The organism is Arthrobacter sp. UC242_113, assembly GCF_044054585.1.
Lineage (GTDB): Bacteria > Actinomycetota > Actinomycetes > Actinomycetales > Micrococcaceae > Arthrobacter.
Genome location: NZ_CP171968.1, coordinates 4,314,017 through 4,328,131, shown reverse-complemented (window position 1 = coordinate 4,328,131; position 14,115 = coordinate 4,314,017). Strand labels below are relative to the sequence as shown.

The following is a 14,115-nucleotide window of genomic DNA, read 5'->3' as shown; positions in this document are numbered from 1 at the left end:
AGACGCTGGTCCTTCGATTTTCGGTCTCCAAGGCACTGGTCTCAAGACTCTGGTCTTTAGGCATGCTGCTCAGTGTTGCCGGGCGTCCGTTCCCGCCCTCTCTGCGGTGATCCGTACCCCGGCGCCGGGCGGTTTACACGCGGCTCCGGCAGGAGTTTTGAGAGCTGGCAGGCCAGGTCTGACTGAGCTGGCATGCCGGGTTTTCTGAGCTGGCAAAACAGGCCCGATGCACCGTAGGGTGGGCCCACTGATCCGATCCCCGACCTGAACGCATCCCGACCAACGATCCGGAGCCGAGAGGGCTGACACCATGGAACTCTTCAACGCCGACTTCGGCGGAGCACGCATCACAGGGCACGGAATCGGCCCGGTTTTGGAACCCTTCAGCGGTGTCTCCCGCATCGCCGTTCTCCGTGGCGGCGGGCTGGGCGACCTGATGTTTGCCCTGCCGTCGGTGGCCGCCCTGAAGGCCGCCTACCCGGGGGCCAGCATCACCCTGCTGGGAACGCCGGTGCACGCTGAACTGCTGGCGCAGACGGTGGGACCGGTGGATGAGACGGTGATTCTGCCGTTCGCCGAAGGGGTCCGCCCGGGGCCGGAAGACGACGACGAAACGGAGCGGTTCTTTGCAGCGATGCGCGCCAGGAACTTTGACCTGGCCGTCCAGTTGCACGGCGGCGGCCGCTACTCGAATCCTTTCCTGCTGCGCCTCGGCGCCCGGCACACCGTGGGCACCAGAACCCCGGACGCCGCTCCGCTGGAGCGGACCGTGCCCTACGTGTACTACCAGCACGAGCCGCTCCGCGCCCTCGAGGTGGCGGGATTCGCCGGGGCCCCACCCCGTGAGCTGGAAGCGAGGCTCGAGGCGCTGCCCGAGTTTGGCCAGCAGCTCGCCCAGGACCTGCCGTTGGGTAACTCCGGGCCCGGGCAGGGCAACGACGAGCCGGGGCAAGGCAATCACGGGCCCGGGCAGGGCCGCGTGCTGGTGATCCATCCGGGTGCCACGGATCCGCGCCGGCGCTGGCCGGCAGAACGCTTCGCCGCGGTGGCACGGAAGGCCGCCGACGACGGCTTCCGGGTCTACGTGGTGGGCGACAGCAGCGAAAAGGAACTTGCCGAGACGGTGGTGGAACTCGCCGTCGAACAACCCAGCACGAGCCAACCCAGCACCGAATCTCCTGCCGGCGAGTCCGGTGCCCCCCGCCCCGCCGTAGAGTCACTGGCCGGCAACCTCGGCCTCGGTGAGCTTGCCGCCCTGCTGGCGGGCAGCGCCGTCGTGGTGGCGAACGACAGTGGACCGCGCCACCTCGCCCAGGCCCTCGGTACTTCCACGGTGGGCATCTACTGGGCGGGCAATGCCATCAACGCCGCCCCGCTGGGCCGCAGCAAGCACCGCCTCCGCCTCGGCTGGGTCACGCGCTGCCCGGTGTGCGGGGTGGACGTCACCCAGGTGGGGTGGACGGCCCCACGGTGCCCGCATGACGAGTCCACCGTGAAGGCCGTCGAACCCTCAGAGGTTTACGAGGATGTACTCCAGCTCACGGCCACGAGCCCTCTTCCTCATGGCAGATAAGCATTTCACGGACCTCGCAACCGGTGGGCTGGGAGAGGACAAACAGAATTGCCTGCGCCACGTTGCCGGGGTCGTTGAGGCGTGAGTCGTCCTGCGGCTTGTATTGCTCGGCCCGGTCGTCGAAGAAGCGCGTCTTCATGCCGCCGGGAATCATGGTGGTCACGCCGATCTCGCCGCCCGTCTCGGCCGCCAGGGAATGGCTGAAGCCCACGACGCCGAATTTTGAGGCGCAGTACGCGGAGGCCTCCGGCAGTGCCCGCTTGCCCAGCGTGGATGCGATGGTGACCACCCGGCCGCGGGACTCCTTGAGGTACGGAAGGGCAGCCCGGACAACGGAGACCGTGCCCATCAGGTTGACCCCGATGACGCGTTCCCATTCGTCCGCGGCCACGTCCTCCAGCTTGCCGCACCGGTCGATGCCGGCCGCAGTGACCACGGCGTCCAGCCCGTCCAGGGTTTCCGCGGCCTGCTGCACTGCCTCGGTCACCGCGATGCGGTCCGAGACGTCCACTTCAAATGCCTTCACCGCGGACACGTTCCGGATGTCCCGGTCCAGCACCACCGGCGTTCCGCCGGCTTTCAGTACGGCGTCGACGACGGCGGCCCCCAGTCCGGAGGCACCGCCTGTCACCAGCACACGGCCGGGCTTGAAAGTCGATTCAGTCATGGTGTTCCTTTCGCTTGGGACTAGTTCAAGATTGGTTGTGCAGGTCAGCTGACCTTCGCCAGGGCGTCCGCGAGGACGGACGTGGACCGGGCCTGGTGGAACGGCACCGTCACGCAGTGCCCTCCCCAGCTCTCGACCAGGCCGGTCTCGGGAAGCTCCGACGCACGGTAGTCCCCGCCCTTCACCCAGACGTCCGGCCGCAGCGCTTCCAGGCAGGCCTCCGGAGTGTCCTCCCCGAAAACCAGGACGGCGTCCACGCACTCGAGTGCCAGCAGGAGCTCGGCCCGGTCCTGCTGGCTCACAATGGGCCGCTGCTCACCTTTGATCCGGCGCACGGACGCGTCCGAGTTCAGGCACACAATCAGGCAGTCGCCCAGGTCCCGGGCGGCCGCCAGCGTGCGGGCGTGGCCGGCGTGCAGCAGGTCGAAGCAGCCTCCCGTGGCTACGACGGTTCCCCCGTTGGCGCGCACCCTCCGGGCAAGGCCGAGGGCGTCTTCCTCGCGGCTGTGGTGCCAGACCGGCCGGTGGCGGTCCGGCAGGGACGCCACCCCGCCGGCCCCGAGGAAGGCCGCCGCCTCGTTGATCGCACGTTCCGCGGCGTCACTGAGGCTGCAGCCCTCTGCCAGGTGCACGGCCAAGCTGGCCGCGAGCCGGTCGCCGGCGCCGCAGGGATCAGTCACTTCGGTGGCCGGGGCCGGAATGGCGAGGGGCGAAGTGCCGCGCTGGGACAAAACGCCGCCCTGCTCCCCCACGGTCACGAGGACCGCCTGGCTTTGCCAGCGGTCCAGCAGCGTATTGCCGATGACGCTGCCGACGGCGGCAACCGCCGCAGGCCTTCCGGCTCCCAAGTCCGCGCTGCCGGAACCAGCGGCCTTGGCGGCCTCGGACAAGTTCGGGGTCACCACGGCCACCCCCGGCACGGGTGCGGCGCCGGAGGGGTGCGGATCCCACACGATCGGAATGTCGCCGCTACGAGCGGCGAGGAGGTCGCGAATCTCCTGGTTCGCGGCAACACCCCGACCATAATCGGCCACTACAATCGCTTCGGCGCGCTCCAGCGCCCTAAGCATGCCCGCCGTCGCCGCCGGCACCTCCGGCCGCCCGCATCCCTCATCCACCCGCACCACTGGCTGCCGGCCCGCCCGGACCCGTGTCTTTACAGGGGTCCTGGCACCGGAGGGCCCGGAGACGACGTGCACCCCGGCGAGGGCGCCTTCCAGCTCAAGGGAGGCGTCGTCGTCGGAAAGCACTGTTACGAGAGTGACGCGGTGGCCGTCACGGGCCAGCATCCTGGCCACGAGCCCGGCACCGCCGGCCCGCCGCCGCACCTCGGAGACGTCCACCACCGGCACCGGCGCGTCAGGGCACAACCGGGTTGCCTCGCCGGAAAGGTCCACGTCCAGCAAAACGTCGCCCACCACGGTGATCCTCATCGGCGATCATCCTCCGGCCCGGGAACGCCCCGGCCTTTGCGGGCCACTTCGGCTTCGAAGGCCCGGCAAATGGCGTGCAGCGCAATCAGGTGCCCCTCCTGGGCGTTGGCCGAGATCGCATCAATGGCCACGGCGTCATCGCAGCAGGATGCCAGCGGGTTGGGCGCCGGCCCGGTCAGGGCCCACGTGGTCACGTTCAGCCTGGAGGCAGCCTCTGCTGCACGGAGCAGGTTGGGGCTCTGGCCGCTGGTGGACAGCAGCACCAGGATGTCCCCCGACCGGCCGTGGGCGCGGACCTGCCGGGCGAAGAGCTCTTCGTAGCCGTAGTCATTGGCAATCGCCGTGACGGCCGAACTCTCCGCGTGCAGGGAGATCGCGGAAAAGGGCATCCGCTCGCCGTCGAACCTGCCCACAAGTTCCGCGGTCAGGTGCTGCGCCTCGGCGGCGGACCCGCCATTCCCGGCGGCAAGCAGTTTCTGCCCGCTCAGCAGGCGCTGGGCCAGCTCCACGCCCCAGTCGGCCAGCCTGTCTGCCTGGCTTTCCAGGGACCGCAGGGCGGGCAGGACGTTTTCCAAGTGGGTCCGCACGGCCTCGCGCGGGCCTGGACTGGCCTCGTGCCGGGCGTCGTGGTGCCGGTCGTCGTCGTGCCCGGCGTCTTCCGGGGCGGAGACCGCGGGCGGAGGGGGGAAACCCGGTGTGCCGACACGGTGCAGGGCAGGAAGCTCAGCCTCCCGCAGGGATTCCGGAGTCACAGTGCCGCTCCTTCCATCGGTTCCAGGCTGCCTGCATCCGCAGAGCCTGCAATAGCCAGTTGGTAGGCCTTCTCGGTTTCGGCGGCGACTCTGCTCCAGGAGTAGCGGGCTTTGGCCCGCCGCTCGCCGGCGCGCCCCAGTTTGGCGCGAAGATCCGGGCTGGCCAACAACGTGCCGATGGCTTCGGCGATGGCTTCCGGGTCCTTCGGCGGCACGTGCAGGCCGGTCCCCCGGTCCACCACGGTGTCCGTCAGGCCGCCTACCGCAGCGGCGACCACCGGAACGCCGCAGGCCATGGCCTCCAGGGGAACAATTCCGAAGGGCTCGTACCATGGTGTGCAGACCACAGCGTCCGCACTTCGGAAGACTCCGGGCATGGCCTCACGTGGCACCTGGCCCCGGAGCTCCACATGGCCCGCCACCCCGAGGTCGCGGGCAAGGTCCAGCAGCCTGCGCGCCTCCGGATCCTGCCCGCCCGCGTCCGCGTCGCCGCCCACAATGAGCAGCTCGACGTCGTCGAATCCGGCCTGCAGCAGATGCGGCAGCGCCCGGATCACCAGGTCCATGCCCTTGCGCGGGACCAGTCGGCCCACGGACAGGATCCGGTGCGAGCGGGAGGGATGGTCGGCCGGCCCCTCGCTGGAGAAGAGTTCCAGGTCCACGCCGCAGGGGGCGATGGAAACCCGGCGGGTATCGATCCCCATCGCCCTCAGCTCGAACACTTCGTCGGAGCACGTGGCGAGGATCCGGTCCGCCGACCGGCCCACGGACGGCTCGAGGAAACGCCGCTCGGCCGGGCTCGTGTCGGCGGCGCCCTGGTGGCGGCGCTTGACCGTGCCCAACGCGTGGAAGGTCTGCACCACGGGCACCCGGAAGCCGCCCGGCTCACGGCGTGCGGCGTCCAGCGCGGCGACGCCGGACATCCAGAAGTGGCCATGCACCACGTGCGGTGGCGAGTCGCCCCAGTCCTGGACCACGCCGTCCGCCAGGGCACCCATGAAGGGCAGCAGCTCATCCTTGGGCACATGTTCGGCCGGCCCTGCGTCCACGTGCACCACCTCCAGCCGGGGATGCACCCGAACCCTCGTGGGCAGATCCGGCGAGTCACGCCTCGTGTAGACAGTTACCCGGTGGCCCCGACGGGCCAGTGCCGACGAAAGGGCCGCCACGTGGACGTTCTGGCCGCCGGCATCCACTCCGCCAAGCGCTGCCAAAGGACTGGCGTGTTCCGAAATCATTGAGATCTTCAATGGATATTCCCTTCTCGCCCCGCGGTGAGGGCATCCGGTCCGGACCCCTTCAGAGCTGCATCGCCGGATGGCGCCCCCTCCAAAGACCCCTGCTGCCGCCCCTCCCCCTGTACTTTCCCTCCGCCGCCGGCCGGCACCAGGTCCGCCAGCAGCCCATCCCAGTCGGCCAGGAAACGTTCCAGCCCGTAGCGCTCCAGCGCCGCCTCCCGGGCAACTTTGCCCCGCCGTCGGGCCTCCTCCGGATCGTTGACCAGCTGCCGGGCACACCGGCGCAGCTCCTCCACGTCAGTGGAGATGCAGCCTGCCTCCGGCGGGACGGCCCGTGCCGCCTCGGTGGTGGCCAGCGCCAGGACCGGCATGCCGAGGTGCATCGCCTCCAGCAGCGCCAGCCCGAGGGAGGTCCAGCGCAGTGGGTGCAGGTATGCCCGGCAGCGCGCCAGTTCACGGTGCAGCTCCGCGGTTTTCAGATCGCCGCGGACGGTGAGGTGCGGCGCAGGAATTCCTGTGGCCTCTGCCAGTCCGTCGCCGCCCATGCCGAAGACCTGCAGCGGGGCTGCGGCGGCGAAGCGCGGCAGCAGGTCCGTGCCCGTGACCCGTCCGCGGCGCACCGGTTCGTTGACTACCACGCCCAACTCCGGAACCTCGCCGGTGTAAAGGTAGCCCGGGTCCGCGATGCCATGCTCTATGACCTTGGTCGGAGCGCGGCCGCTGTCCCAGAACAACTCGTTGAAATGGGTCACGTGGACGATCGGGATACCGTTCTGATCCCCGAGCGGATGGACGGTGAAGGGAACGTCACCCTTGGGAGTGTTGTGCTCCACGTAGACGGCGGGGAGGTCGACGCCGGCCCGGCGGCCCAGGACGCGGGTCACCTCCGCGGCTTCCTCCGGACGCTGAAGCACGACGGCGTCTATACTGCCGGCATCCAGATCCGCCAGCGCAACCTCCCGCACAGAAGCGGGCCAGGGCCGGTCCGCCCGGCCCAGTCCCCAGGGGCCGCCGCCGGGCAGTACCGGCAGCAGGTACTCGTGCCGGCCGCGGACAAAGGCGTCCGTCCACGACCCGTGTACGTGCCAGAGCAGGATTTTCATTGTTTCCGGACCTTTCTCCGTGTGCTGAGCGAGGAGACCCCGCTCAGCAGGCGTTCCACCGCGTCCACCACCTGCTCCGGCGAAACCGAGCTGAGGCAGGGATGTCCCGGTACCGGACAATCCCGCGCGCGGCTGAGCCGGCACGGCGCGTTCTGGTCTCCCAGCAGCTCCAGCGGAACGCCGTACGGCGCCCACCTCACGGCCGGCACAACCGGCGAAAAAAGGCTGACCACGGGGGTTCCGACGGCAGCGGCCAGGTGGGCGGGGCCCGTGTTCCCGGTGACCACGACGTCCGCATTGGCGAGGACGCCGGACAGTGTGGAAAGGTCGGTCCGGCCACCCAGGTCAATGGCTGACGGGCCGGCAACGGTTGCAGTGAGGGCCGTCTCGCCGGGGCCTCCGGTCACCACCACCCGGTGGCCGGCGCCCTCCAGCAGCTCAACGGCGGCAGCGTGGTGCAGCGGGGGCCAGGCCCGGGCGGGCACCGTTGCCCCCGGGTGGACCACCACGTAGGGGCCCTCCCCACCAGATGCCGGACGCCGGGAGGGTCCTTGACCATGAGTTTTCCGTCGTCACCTGTTTTGAGCTGGAAACCCGCCGCCCTGGCGATGCCGAGCGCCCGCACGGACTCCGGCTGGTCCTCGGGAAAGTCCTCGCCGGGTTTCAGCCTGACGTCCAGGAGGGAGCCCGCATAGTCGGTGGACGCACCAGTGATGCGCTCCACACCGGCCAGCCGCAGGAGGAGTGCCAGCGGAAGCGGCGACTGGTGGAACGAGGTGAGGATGACGGCCTCGGTGATGCGGGAATTCCGGACGTAGCCCACCAGCGAATCCAGGTGCGGTCCAGTGACCGCCGGAGCAGGGTTGCTGATCCACGGGGCATCCCAGGCAAAAACGTCGGCCACGCGGGGCAGCAGCGAGGCCGCCGACTGGCCCTGCGGTCCGCAAAGCACGACGACGTCGTTGGGGCTGCCGCCGTCGGCCCGTCGTCCGTTCGCCACGGCCCGGACTGCCGGGCCGGCCAGGAGGACGTCACCGACGCTGTCCAGCCGGGCCACGAGGACCTTGCTCATGCCGGTCCCCGAAGGGCCGGAACCTGAAGTGCCGGTTCCTGAAGCGGCAGCTCCCCGAACAGCAGCGCGACGGCCTGTTCGAGGTCCGCGGCTACCTCGGCGGCGGCATCGACTTCTTCGGTTCTGGTCTGCGGAGTGGGAACCAGGACACCCCGTGCGCCGGCGGCTGCGGCCGCCTCGACGTCGCTGCCGATATCGCCGATGAAGGCCGCCTCCGACGGATCGATGCCAAGGCGCCGGCAGGCGCTGTGGATCATGCCCGGCGCGGGTTTCCGGCACACGCAGCCGTCGCCAGCTCCATGGGGGCAGATCTCCCAGACGTCAAAGGGGCCCAGCAGGTCCTCCACCCGCGCGTTCACGCTGTCCACCTCCGCCTCCGTCAGGAGGCCGCGGGCAATGCCCGACTGGTTGCTCAGAACGCCGGTGGCCACGCCGCGGCTGCGGAGTCCCTCGAGGACCCTCCGTGCACCGGGATACGGCTCGACCTTCTGCGGATCGCCGTTGTACGGCACGTCAACCACGAGCGTCCCGTCCCGGTCGAACAGCACAGCCTTGAGCGTCAAAGCGTTAGTTGCCATACCCCCTCCGTTCCCCTACCGGCAGAGACCTAAACAACCGGCCGCTCACTTCTTCTCGGCTAGACTCCTCGACAGGCAGCCGCGCAGAGCCAACCCGAGGAGAAGTAGGACGGCAGTGGAAGCACCGAACGGCAATCACGAACGACCTGTCCTGCTGGTTCTGCGGGCACTGAAGCTCGGCGACCTGCTGGTTGCTGTACCGGCGCTCCGCGCCCTGCGGCGCGCCTATCCGGAACACCGACTGCTCTATGCGGCCCAGCACTGGCTGGAGGATGCACTGGAGCTGGTGGGCGGCTACGATCTGCTTCCGACCCACGGCCTCGATGTTCCGATTCCCATCGAGGCCGGAAAGGTCGACATTGCCGTGAACCTGCACGGCAGCGGACCGGAAAGCGAAGCCCGGCTCGCCGCCGTCCGGCCCCGGACCGTCGTCGGCCACCGGACCCCGGAGCGGCCGGGTCCTGCCTGGCTCGAGGAGATCCATGAGCGGGAGCGGTGGACCAGGCTTCTGCAGTGGCACGGCATCGAGGCGGAACCGGACGATTTCCGGCTCCTCCCGCCCGCCGTTCCCAGCCCCAGCCCCGGGGCCGCGGTGCTGCACGTGGGGGCCGCCTACGGCAGCCGGCTGTGGCCCGAGGACCGCTTTGCCGAAGTGGCCCGCGCGCTCTCAGCGGACGGCCATCAGGTGGTGTTCACCGGCAGCTCGTCCGAACGGCCGCGGGCGCTGGATGTTGCACGGCTCGCCGGGCTCCCGGAAAGCCAGGTCCTGGCGGGGCGGCTGCGGCTGGCAGAATTCATGGCCGCCATTGCCGGGTCGCAGCTGGTGGTGTCCGCAGACACAGGTGCCGCGCACCTCGCCTCAGCGTATTCACGGCCTTCGGTGGTTCTTTTCGGTCCGGCCCCGGCCGAGGTCTGGGGACCGCCGCCGGGACCGCACATCGTGCTGACTGACGCTCAGGTGCGCCGCGGCGACACCTTCGCGGCCACTCCTGATCCGGCCCTGCTGGCAGTTTCAGTGGAGGATGTCATGGCGGCTGTGGGGCAGCTCCGGCTCATTTGATCTGCCCCGGCCCGGCCGCTGACCGCCGTGGCGCTGCGGGCGCTGCCGCCGTTCCGGTCCCCGCTGCCGCCCTCGCCACTGCGGTCCTCCTCATCGAGCAGCCGGCGCTGGAGCCAGACCAGGATCCGGGACAGCCGCCGGGACACCTGCATCTGCGAGATGCCGAACCGTTTGCCGAGTTCCATCTGGGTCTCCTCGCGGAAGTAGCGCCGGTACAGCATCTCCCGATCGTCAGGGTCCAGCTCCTGGATTGCCTCGTGGAGGCACACGAGTTCTTCGAGGTGCTCTATCGGCTGGTCCGGAGAGACCAGCCCCTCGCCCATGGTTGGCCCGCCCCAGGGATCCGGGCTGTCCAGCGAGTCGGGATGCATGCTGCTGCCGGCTGCCTGCGCTTCGCGGACTTCAGCCGGCGTGACGCCCAGTTCGCTGGCCAGTTCCCGCGCCGAGGGAACACGGCCCAGCGACTGGGCCAGGTCAGGGGCAGTGTGCAGGAGCTGCGTCCGGACGTCCTGGATGCGGCGTGGCGGCCGGACGGTCCAACACCGGTCCCGCAAGAAGCGTTTGAGTTCGCCGCTGATGGTGGGCGCCGCGTACGCAGGAAAGCTTTCGCCCTTCTCCTCATCGAAGCCGCGGGCGGCCTTGATCAGCCCCAGATAGGCCACCTGGACCAGGTCTGAGCGCTCGCGTCCGCGGGCTGCAAACCGCGAGGCGAGGGATTCGGCCAGATCCAGGTAATTGAGCACCAGCTGATTCTGGAAAGCATCGTGCAGCCGCCCCGTCTGGGGCGCCGCCGGAGTCGCTGGCCGGGGTGCTGTGTGGGCGGGGAAGGACGCGGACAAGGAGGGCGGAGTTTCTGGCATTGTCGTGGGTTCCTTCGATCGGGTGCTCGAGAAAGCCTGCGGCAAGACTTAGAAGAAGGAAATCATAAGCGTGCTTATTACACAATGGCCCGACGCGCTAGGCTCGAAAGAAGTACCAGGGCCACGGCACCGTTACCAGGCGGCCTGGCCGTCACGTTTCCACAGCAAAGGACGGAGCGGATTTCATGCGTATCGCCATCACGGGGGCCAGCGGCAACGCAGGGACAGCACTCCTGCGCAGGCTTCAGAAGGTTCGGCAGGAACACCCCGGCGGGCTGGAACTGGCAGGCATCAGCCGCCGCACACCGGACACTTCACAGCCGCCTTACGCGGGCGTGGAGTGGCACACCCTGGACGTCGGCGGTGACGGTGCGGTACAGAAACTGGCCAAGGCCTTTGCCGGCGCAGACGCAGTGGTGCATCTTGCCTGGCAGATCCAACCGAACCGAGATCTCCCACTGCTGCACCGCACGAATGTCGCCGGGACAGCGAACGTGCTGGCGGCCGCCCGGGACGCAGACGTGCATCACGTGGTGTGCGCCTCCTCGGTGGGCGCGTACAGCAAGTCGGCCAAGGACCGCCGCGTGGACGAATCCTGGCCTGCGGGGGGCATGGATGGCTCACACTACAGCCGCCACAAGGCAGAGCAGGAAAAGCTGCTGGACCGGTTCGCGGCGGACAACCCCTCGATTGCCGTGGCCAGGCTGCGCCCCGGGCTCATCTTCCAGGCGGAAGCCGGAAGCGAAATCGGCAGGTACTTCCTGGGGTGGGTGCACCCGAGGTTCGTCCCGCGCCGGCCGGCCTTGCCCATATTGCCTATTCCCGAGCAACTGATCTTCCAGGCGGTGCACGCCGACGACGTCGCGGACGCGTACTGGCGCGTGCTTGAGCGCAGGGCCCGCGGGGCCTTCAACGTGGCGGCCGAACCGGTGGTCACACCACAAAACCTGGCCCGGCTTTTTCGGCCCGGAGAATTCTTCCCATCCCGGTCCGCGCGCTGCACGCCTTTGTCGGCGGCACCTGGCGGCTGCGGCTGCAGCAGACGGACTCGGGATGGGTGGAGATGGCTGCGGGCGCACCGATCATGGACACCGGGCGGATCCGGAACGAGCTCGGCTGGGAGCCGCACACTCCGTCACTCAAGGCCATCCAAGAGGTGATTGACGGCATGGGCAAGGGGGCCGGCGTGCCGGCCTCTCCGCCGCTCAAACCGCGGCGCAGCCTCCTCGGCCTCACCCGCCGGCGCTAGCTCCCCGGCTGCTCGTTACGGCGGGCGTCAACAGCCGACGTCGGACTGGCCGACGGCGGGACCGAACGTCTGCTCGCCGGAAAACGGCCCGACGACGGCTACTCGTGCGGGGTATTCCGCCGGGTGTCCGTGGCGGCGTCGGCATCCGGGCGGCCATCAGCATTGCGTGCGTCAGCGTCACGCAGGTCATCGGCGCGACTGCCGGCGTCCCGATCAACGGTGTCCCGCACGCCCATGCCTCCTTCATTCATTCGCGCGTCGTCGGTCCTCCTGCCGTCTGCCCGCGCGTCACCAGTTCCGGCATCCGCCCGAGCATCGTCGCGACGGTTGCCGTCCTCGTCCACGTCCGGGTCAAGGGCGTTCGCCTTGTACTGGTGCTTCTCGGCATCCGTCCGGAGGTCCTGGGCAGCCGCCTGCTTTTGCTCGGCCTCCTGGCGAAGCCGGGCAGCCTCTACCTGCGCTTTCTCGGCGTCAGCCTTGGCATGCATGGCCCGCGCCTCGTTTTCGCGCGCCTCAAGGTCAGCGTTCTCCGCTTTCCTGCGGATCTCCGCTGCGTGCTGGCGGTTCTGCTCATCGCGCTTCTGCCGGAACGCCTCCCTGCGCTTGCGGCTGGACATCAGAAGCACCGCAACGAGTGCGATGACAACGATTACAACGACGATCCAAATCCAGGCACTTGGGTCCACAGTGGATCCACCTCTCTTCTTATCCAGCACGTGACTATCCGGCAGGGCCAGGTCACCCACGTCGACCCAACACCGAAGCGGGCGGCCGGTTGAACTAGCGGCCATCAGGGTACTTACTATCTAATAGTAATCATGCTTACTATTTTATGGCGAGTGATTGCCGGTTGTACTCAACCCGAGATGCTGGAGAGGTACCAACCATGACCGAGAACCAAGGGCCTCCGGACGAAGGGGCACTCCATCCCGGCGACGCGGAAAGCACAGGTCCCGAAAGGGCCGGCGGCGGTCCGCGCAGCGGCGGCCCGGGCCAGGATCCCAACCCGCTGGCCTCTGGCCAGTTGGCGGAGTCCCCCCAGTCAGACACCCGGATGGCGGACGATCCGCTGGACGGAAAGCAGCCGGCCGACGATCCGCTGGGCGCCGACCCGCTAACCCTGGACCGCCGCACCCCACCCAGAGCGCCCGGACAGTAGCGGCTGGCGACCGATGCGACCCGTTGCTAAACCCACGAGCCCAAACCCCTGACAGCGGGCAGGGAACGTTCCGCGAGTTCCGGAACATGGCCCCGCCCGCGAACGAAAGGATGCCCCATGGCTACGAAAGAAGCCCCGGAAACCAGCACAGCAAAGGCGGGCAGCGCGCCTGCCCCGGATGACGCGCGAAAGCCGGACAGCCCCACCGATGTGGACAAGCCATCGTGGAAGTACATTGCCCGCAAGACCCTGCGTGAATTTACTGCGGACCAATGCCCCGACCTCGCCGCCGGACTTACCTACTATGCGATCTTCTCGCTCTTCCCCGCCCTGCTCGCCCTCGTTTCGCTGCTCGGCATCTTTGGACAGGCGGAAAAGACGACGTCGGCGCTCCTGGAAATCGTCCAGGGCGTCGCTCCCGGGCAGGCCGTGGAGATGATCCGGGAGCCTATCCAGGAGCTGACCACCTCACCGGCAGCCGGCTTCACACTGGTCATCGGTCTCGCGACCGCCATCTGGTCCGCCTCGGGGTATGTAACCGCGTTCGGCCGGGCGATGAACCGGATTTATGAAATAGATGAGGGCCGGGGCTTCGTGAAGCTTCGCGGCACCATGCTCGGCGTCACGGTGGTCTCCCTGATCATCGTTGCGCTGCTCGCCGCAATGCTGGTTATCAGCGGCCCGGTGGCTGAGGCCGTCGGCAATGCCATGGGGCTGGGCGGAGTGTTCCTGACCGTGTGGAACATCGCGAAGTGGCCGGTCATCGTCGCGCTGGTGATCGTGGTCATCGCCATCCTTTTTTACTTCACTCCAAACGTTCGCCAGCCAAAGTTCCGCTGGATGAGCCTTGGTAGCCTCATCGCCCTGGTCATCTTCGTGCTGGCCTCGGTGGGTTTTGGCTTCTACGTGGGTAACTTCAGCAACTACAACAAGACGTACGGCGCCATCGGCGGCGTGATCGTCATGCTGCTGTGGCTCTGGATCCTTAACATGTCCCTGCTTTTTGGCGCCGAGTTCGACGCCGAGATGGAGCGTGGCCGGCAGCTGCAGGCCGGCATTGAGGCCGAGGACACGCTCCAGCTCCCGCCCCGCGATACGAAGAAGAGCGACAAGCTCCAGGAGAAGGAAGAGGAAGACATCCGCCTGGGACGCGAACTGCGCGAGAAGTACAGCGAGCAGGGCAACGGCAAGGAGAACAGCAACCAGCACGGCAGCGGCCAGGACGGCAGCGGCCGCCACGGCGGCGAGGACGGCGACGGCCGGAACGGCAGCGGCGGAGCCACCGCCAGCAGGGGCAATGGCAGCAGCCACTGAATGACCTGAGGGGAACCCCGGGCAGCTGCCGCCAGAGGTTGCTGCCCGGGACGAGGC

Annotated in this window: 12 protein-coding genes and 2 pseudogenes; 5 read left to right on the top strand and 9 right to left on the bottom strand. The window is 68.6% G+C overall.

Annotated features, from left to right (window positions below):
- Positions 1 to 310: 310 nt before the first annotated feature.
- On the top strand, positions 311 to 1,573 hold the full coding sequence (locus ACHMXB_RS19720; protein WP_395401183.1) for a glycosyltransferase family 9 protein: 1,263 nt from the start codon (positions 311 to 313) through the stop codon (positions 1,571 to 1,573).
- Here ACHMXB_RS19720 and ACHMXB_RS19715 read toward each other — a convergent pair.
- From ACHMXB_RS19715 to ACHMXB_RS19685, 7 genes and pseudogenes are all read right to left on the bottom strand, one after another.
- On the bottom strand, positions 1,539 to 2,240 hold the full coding sequence (locus ACHMXB_RS19715) for an SDR family oxidoreductase (RefSeq protein WP_395401181.1): 702 nt from the start codon (positions 2,238 to 2,240) through the stop codon (positions 1,539 to 1,541). The genes ACHMXB_RS19720 and ACHMXB_RS19715 overlap by 35 nt on opposite strands.
- Positions 2,241 to 2,284: 44 nt before the next feature.
- The gene (gene rfaE2, locus ACHMXB_RS19710; protein ID WP_395401179.1) at positions 2,285 to 3,673 is read right to left on the bottom strand and encodes a D-glycero-beta-D-manno-heptose 1-phosphate adenylyltransferase; all 1,389 of its coding nucleotides are present in this window, start codon (positions 3,671 to 3,673) and stop codon (positions 2,285 to 2,287) included.
- Complete coding sequence (locus ACHMXB_RS19705; protein WP_395405358.1) at positions 3,670 to 4,260, bottom strand: SIS domain-containing protein; 591 nt, start codon at positions 4,258 to 4,260, stop codon at positions 3,670 to 3,672. Before ACHMXB_RS19705 ends, rfaE2 begins: the two co-directional genes overlap by 4 nt.
- 161 nt (positions 4,261 to 4,421) lie before the next feature.
- Entirely contained in the window at positions 4,422 to 5,675 is a 1,254-nt protein-coding gene (locus tag ACHMXB_RS19700; RefSeq protein ID WP_395401177.1) for a glycosyltransferase, read from the bottom strand.
- Positions 5,672 to 6,766 (bottom strand): glycosyltransferase, encoded by a 1,095-nt coding sequence (locus ACHMXB_RS19695; protein WP_395401175.1) that lies wholly within the window; start codon positions 6,764 to 6,766, stop codon positions 5,672 to 5,674. Before ACHMXB_RS19695 ends, ACHMXB_RS19700 begins: the two co-directional genes overlap by 4 nt.
- Positions 6,763 to 7,838: pseudogene (locus ACHMXB_RS19690) on the bottom strand (glycosyltransferase family 9 protein). Before ACHMXB_RS19690 ends, ACHMXB_RS19695 begins: the two are co-directional and overlap by 4 nt.
- On the bottom strand, positions 7,835 to 8,416 hold the full coding sequence (locus ACHMXB_RS19685; RefSeq protein ID WP_395401173.1) for a D-glycero-alpha-D-manno-heptose-1,7-bisphosphate 7-phosphatase: 582 nt from the start codon (positions 8,414 to 8,416) through the stop codon (positions 7,835 to 7,837). The pseudogene ACHMXB_RS19690 and the gene ACHMXB_RS19685 overlap by 4 nt, the downstream one beginning before the upstream one ends.
- 115 nt (positions 8,417 to 8,531) lie before the next feature.
- Here ACHMXB_RS19685 and ACHMXB_RS19680 point away from each other — a divergent pair, with 115 nt between their 5' ends.
- The gene (locus ACHMXB_RS19680; protein WP_395401171.1) at positions 8,532 to 9,476 is read left to right on the top strand and encodes a glycosyltransferase family 9 protein; all 945 of its coding nucleotides are present in this window, start codon (positions 8,532 to 8,534) and stop codon (positions 9,474 to 9,476) included.
- On the opposite strand, the gene ACHMXB_RS19675 is transcribed toward ACHMXB_RS19680, so the two are convergent.
- The gene (locus ACHMXB_RS19675) at positions 9,371 to 10,219 is read right to left on the bottom strand and encodes a sigma-70 family RNA polymerase sigma factor (RefSeq protein WP_395401169.1); all 849 of its coding nucleotides are present in this window, start codon (positions 10,217 to 10,219) and stop codon (positions 9,371 to 9,373) included. The genes ACHMXB_RS19680 and ACHMXB_RS19675 overlap by 106 nt on opposite strands.
- Before the next feature lie 302 nt (positions 10,220 to 10,521).
- Between ACHMXB_RS19675 and ACHMXB_RS19670 the strand changes: the two are divergent.
- Positions 10,522 to 11,585: pseudogene (locus ACHMXB_RS19670) on the top strand (NAD-dependent epimerase/dehydratase family protein).
- Positions 11,586 to 11,683: 98 nt separating this feature from the next.
- On the opposite strand, the gene ACHMXB_RS19665 reads toward ACHMXB_RS19670, so the two are convergent.
- On the bottom strand, positions 11,684 to 12,271 hold the full coding sequence (locus tag ACHMXB_RS19665; protein WP_395401167.1) for a hypothetical protein: 588 nt from the start codon (positions 12,269 to 12,271) through the stop codon (positions 11,684 to 11,686).
- A 200-nt stretch (positions 12,272 to 12,471) separates the two neighbouring features.
- Between ACHMXB_RS19665 and ACHMXB_RS19660 the strand changes: the two genes are divergently transcribed.
- Both ACHMXB_RS19660 and ACHMXB_RS19655 read left to right on the top strand, forming a co-directional pair.
- Positions 12,472 to 12,744 carry a hypothetical protein gene (locus ACHMXB_RS19660; protein ID WP_395401165.1) on the top strand — a complete coding sequence of 91 codons (273 nt, stop codon included), beginning with the start codon at positions 12,472 to 12,474 and terminating at the stop codon, positions 12,742 to 12,744.
- 117 nt (positions 12,745 to 12,861) lie between these two features.
- Positions 12,862 to 14,058: a YhjD/YihY/BrkB family envelope integrity protein gene (locus ACHMXB_RS19655; RefSeq protein ID WP_395401163.1), complete on the top strand. Its 1,197-nt coding sequence runs from the start codon at positions 12,862 to 12,864 to the stop codon at positions 14,056 to 14,058.
- The last annotated feature ends 57 nt before the right edge of the window (positions 14,059 to 14,115 follow it).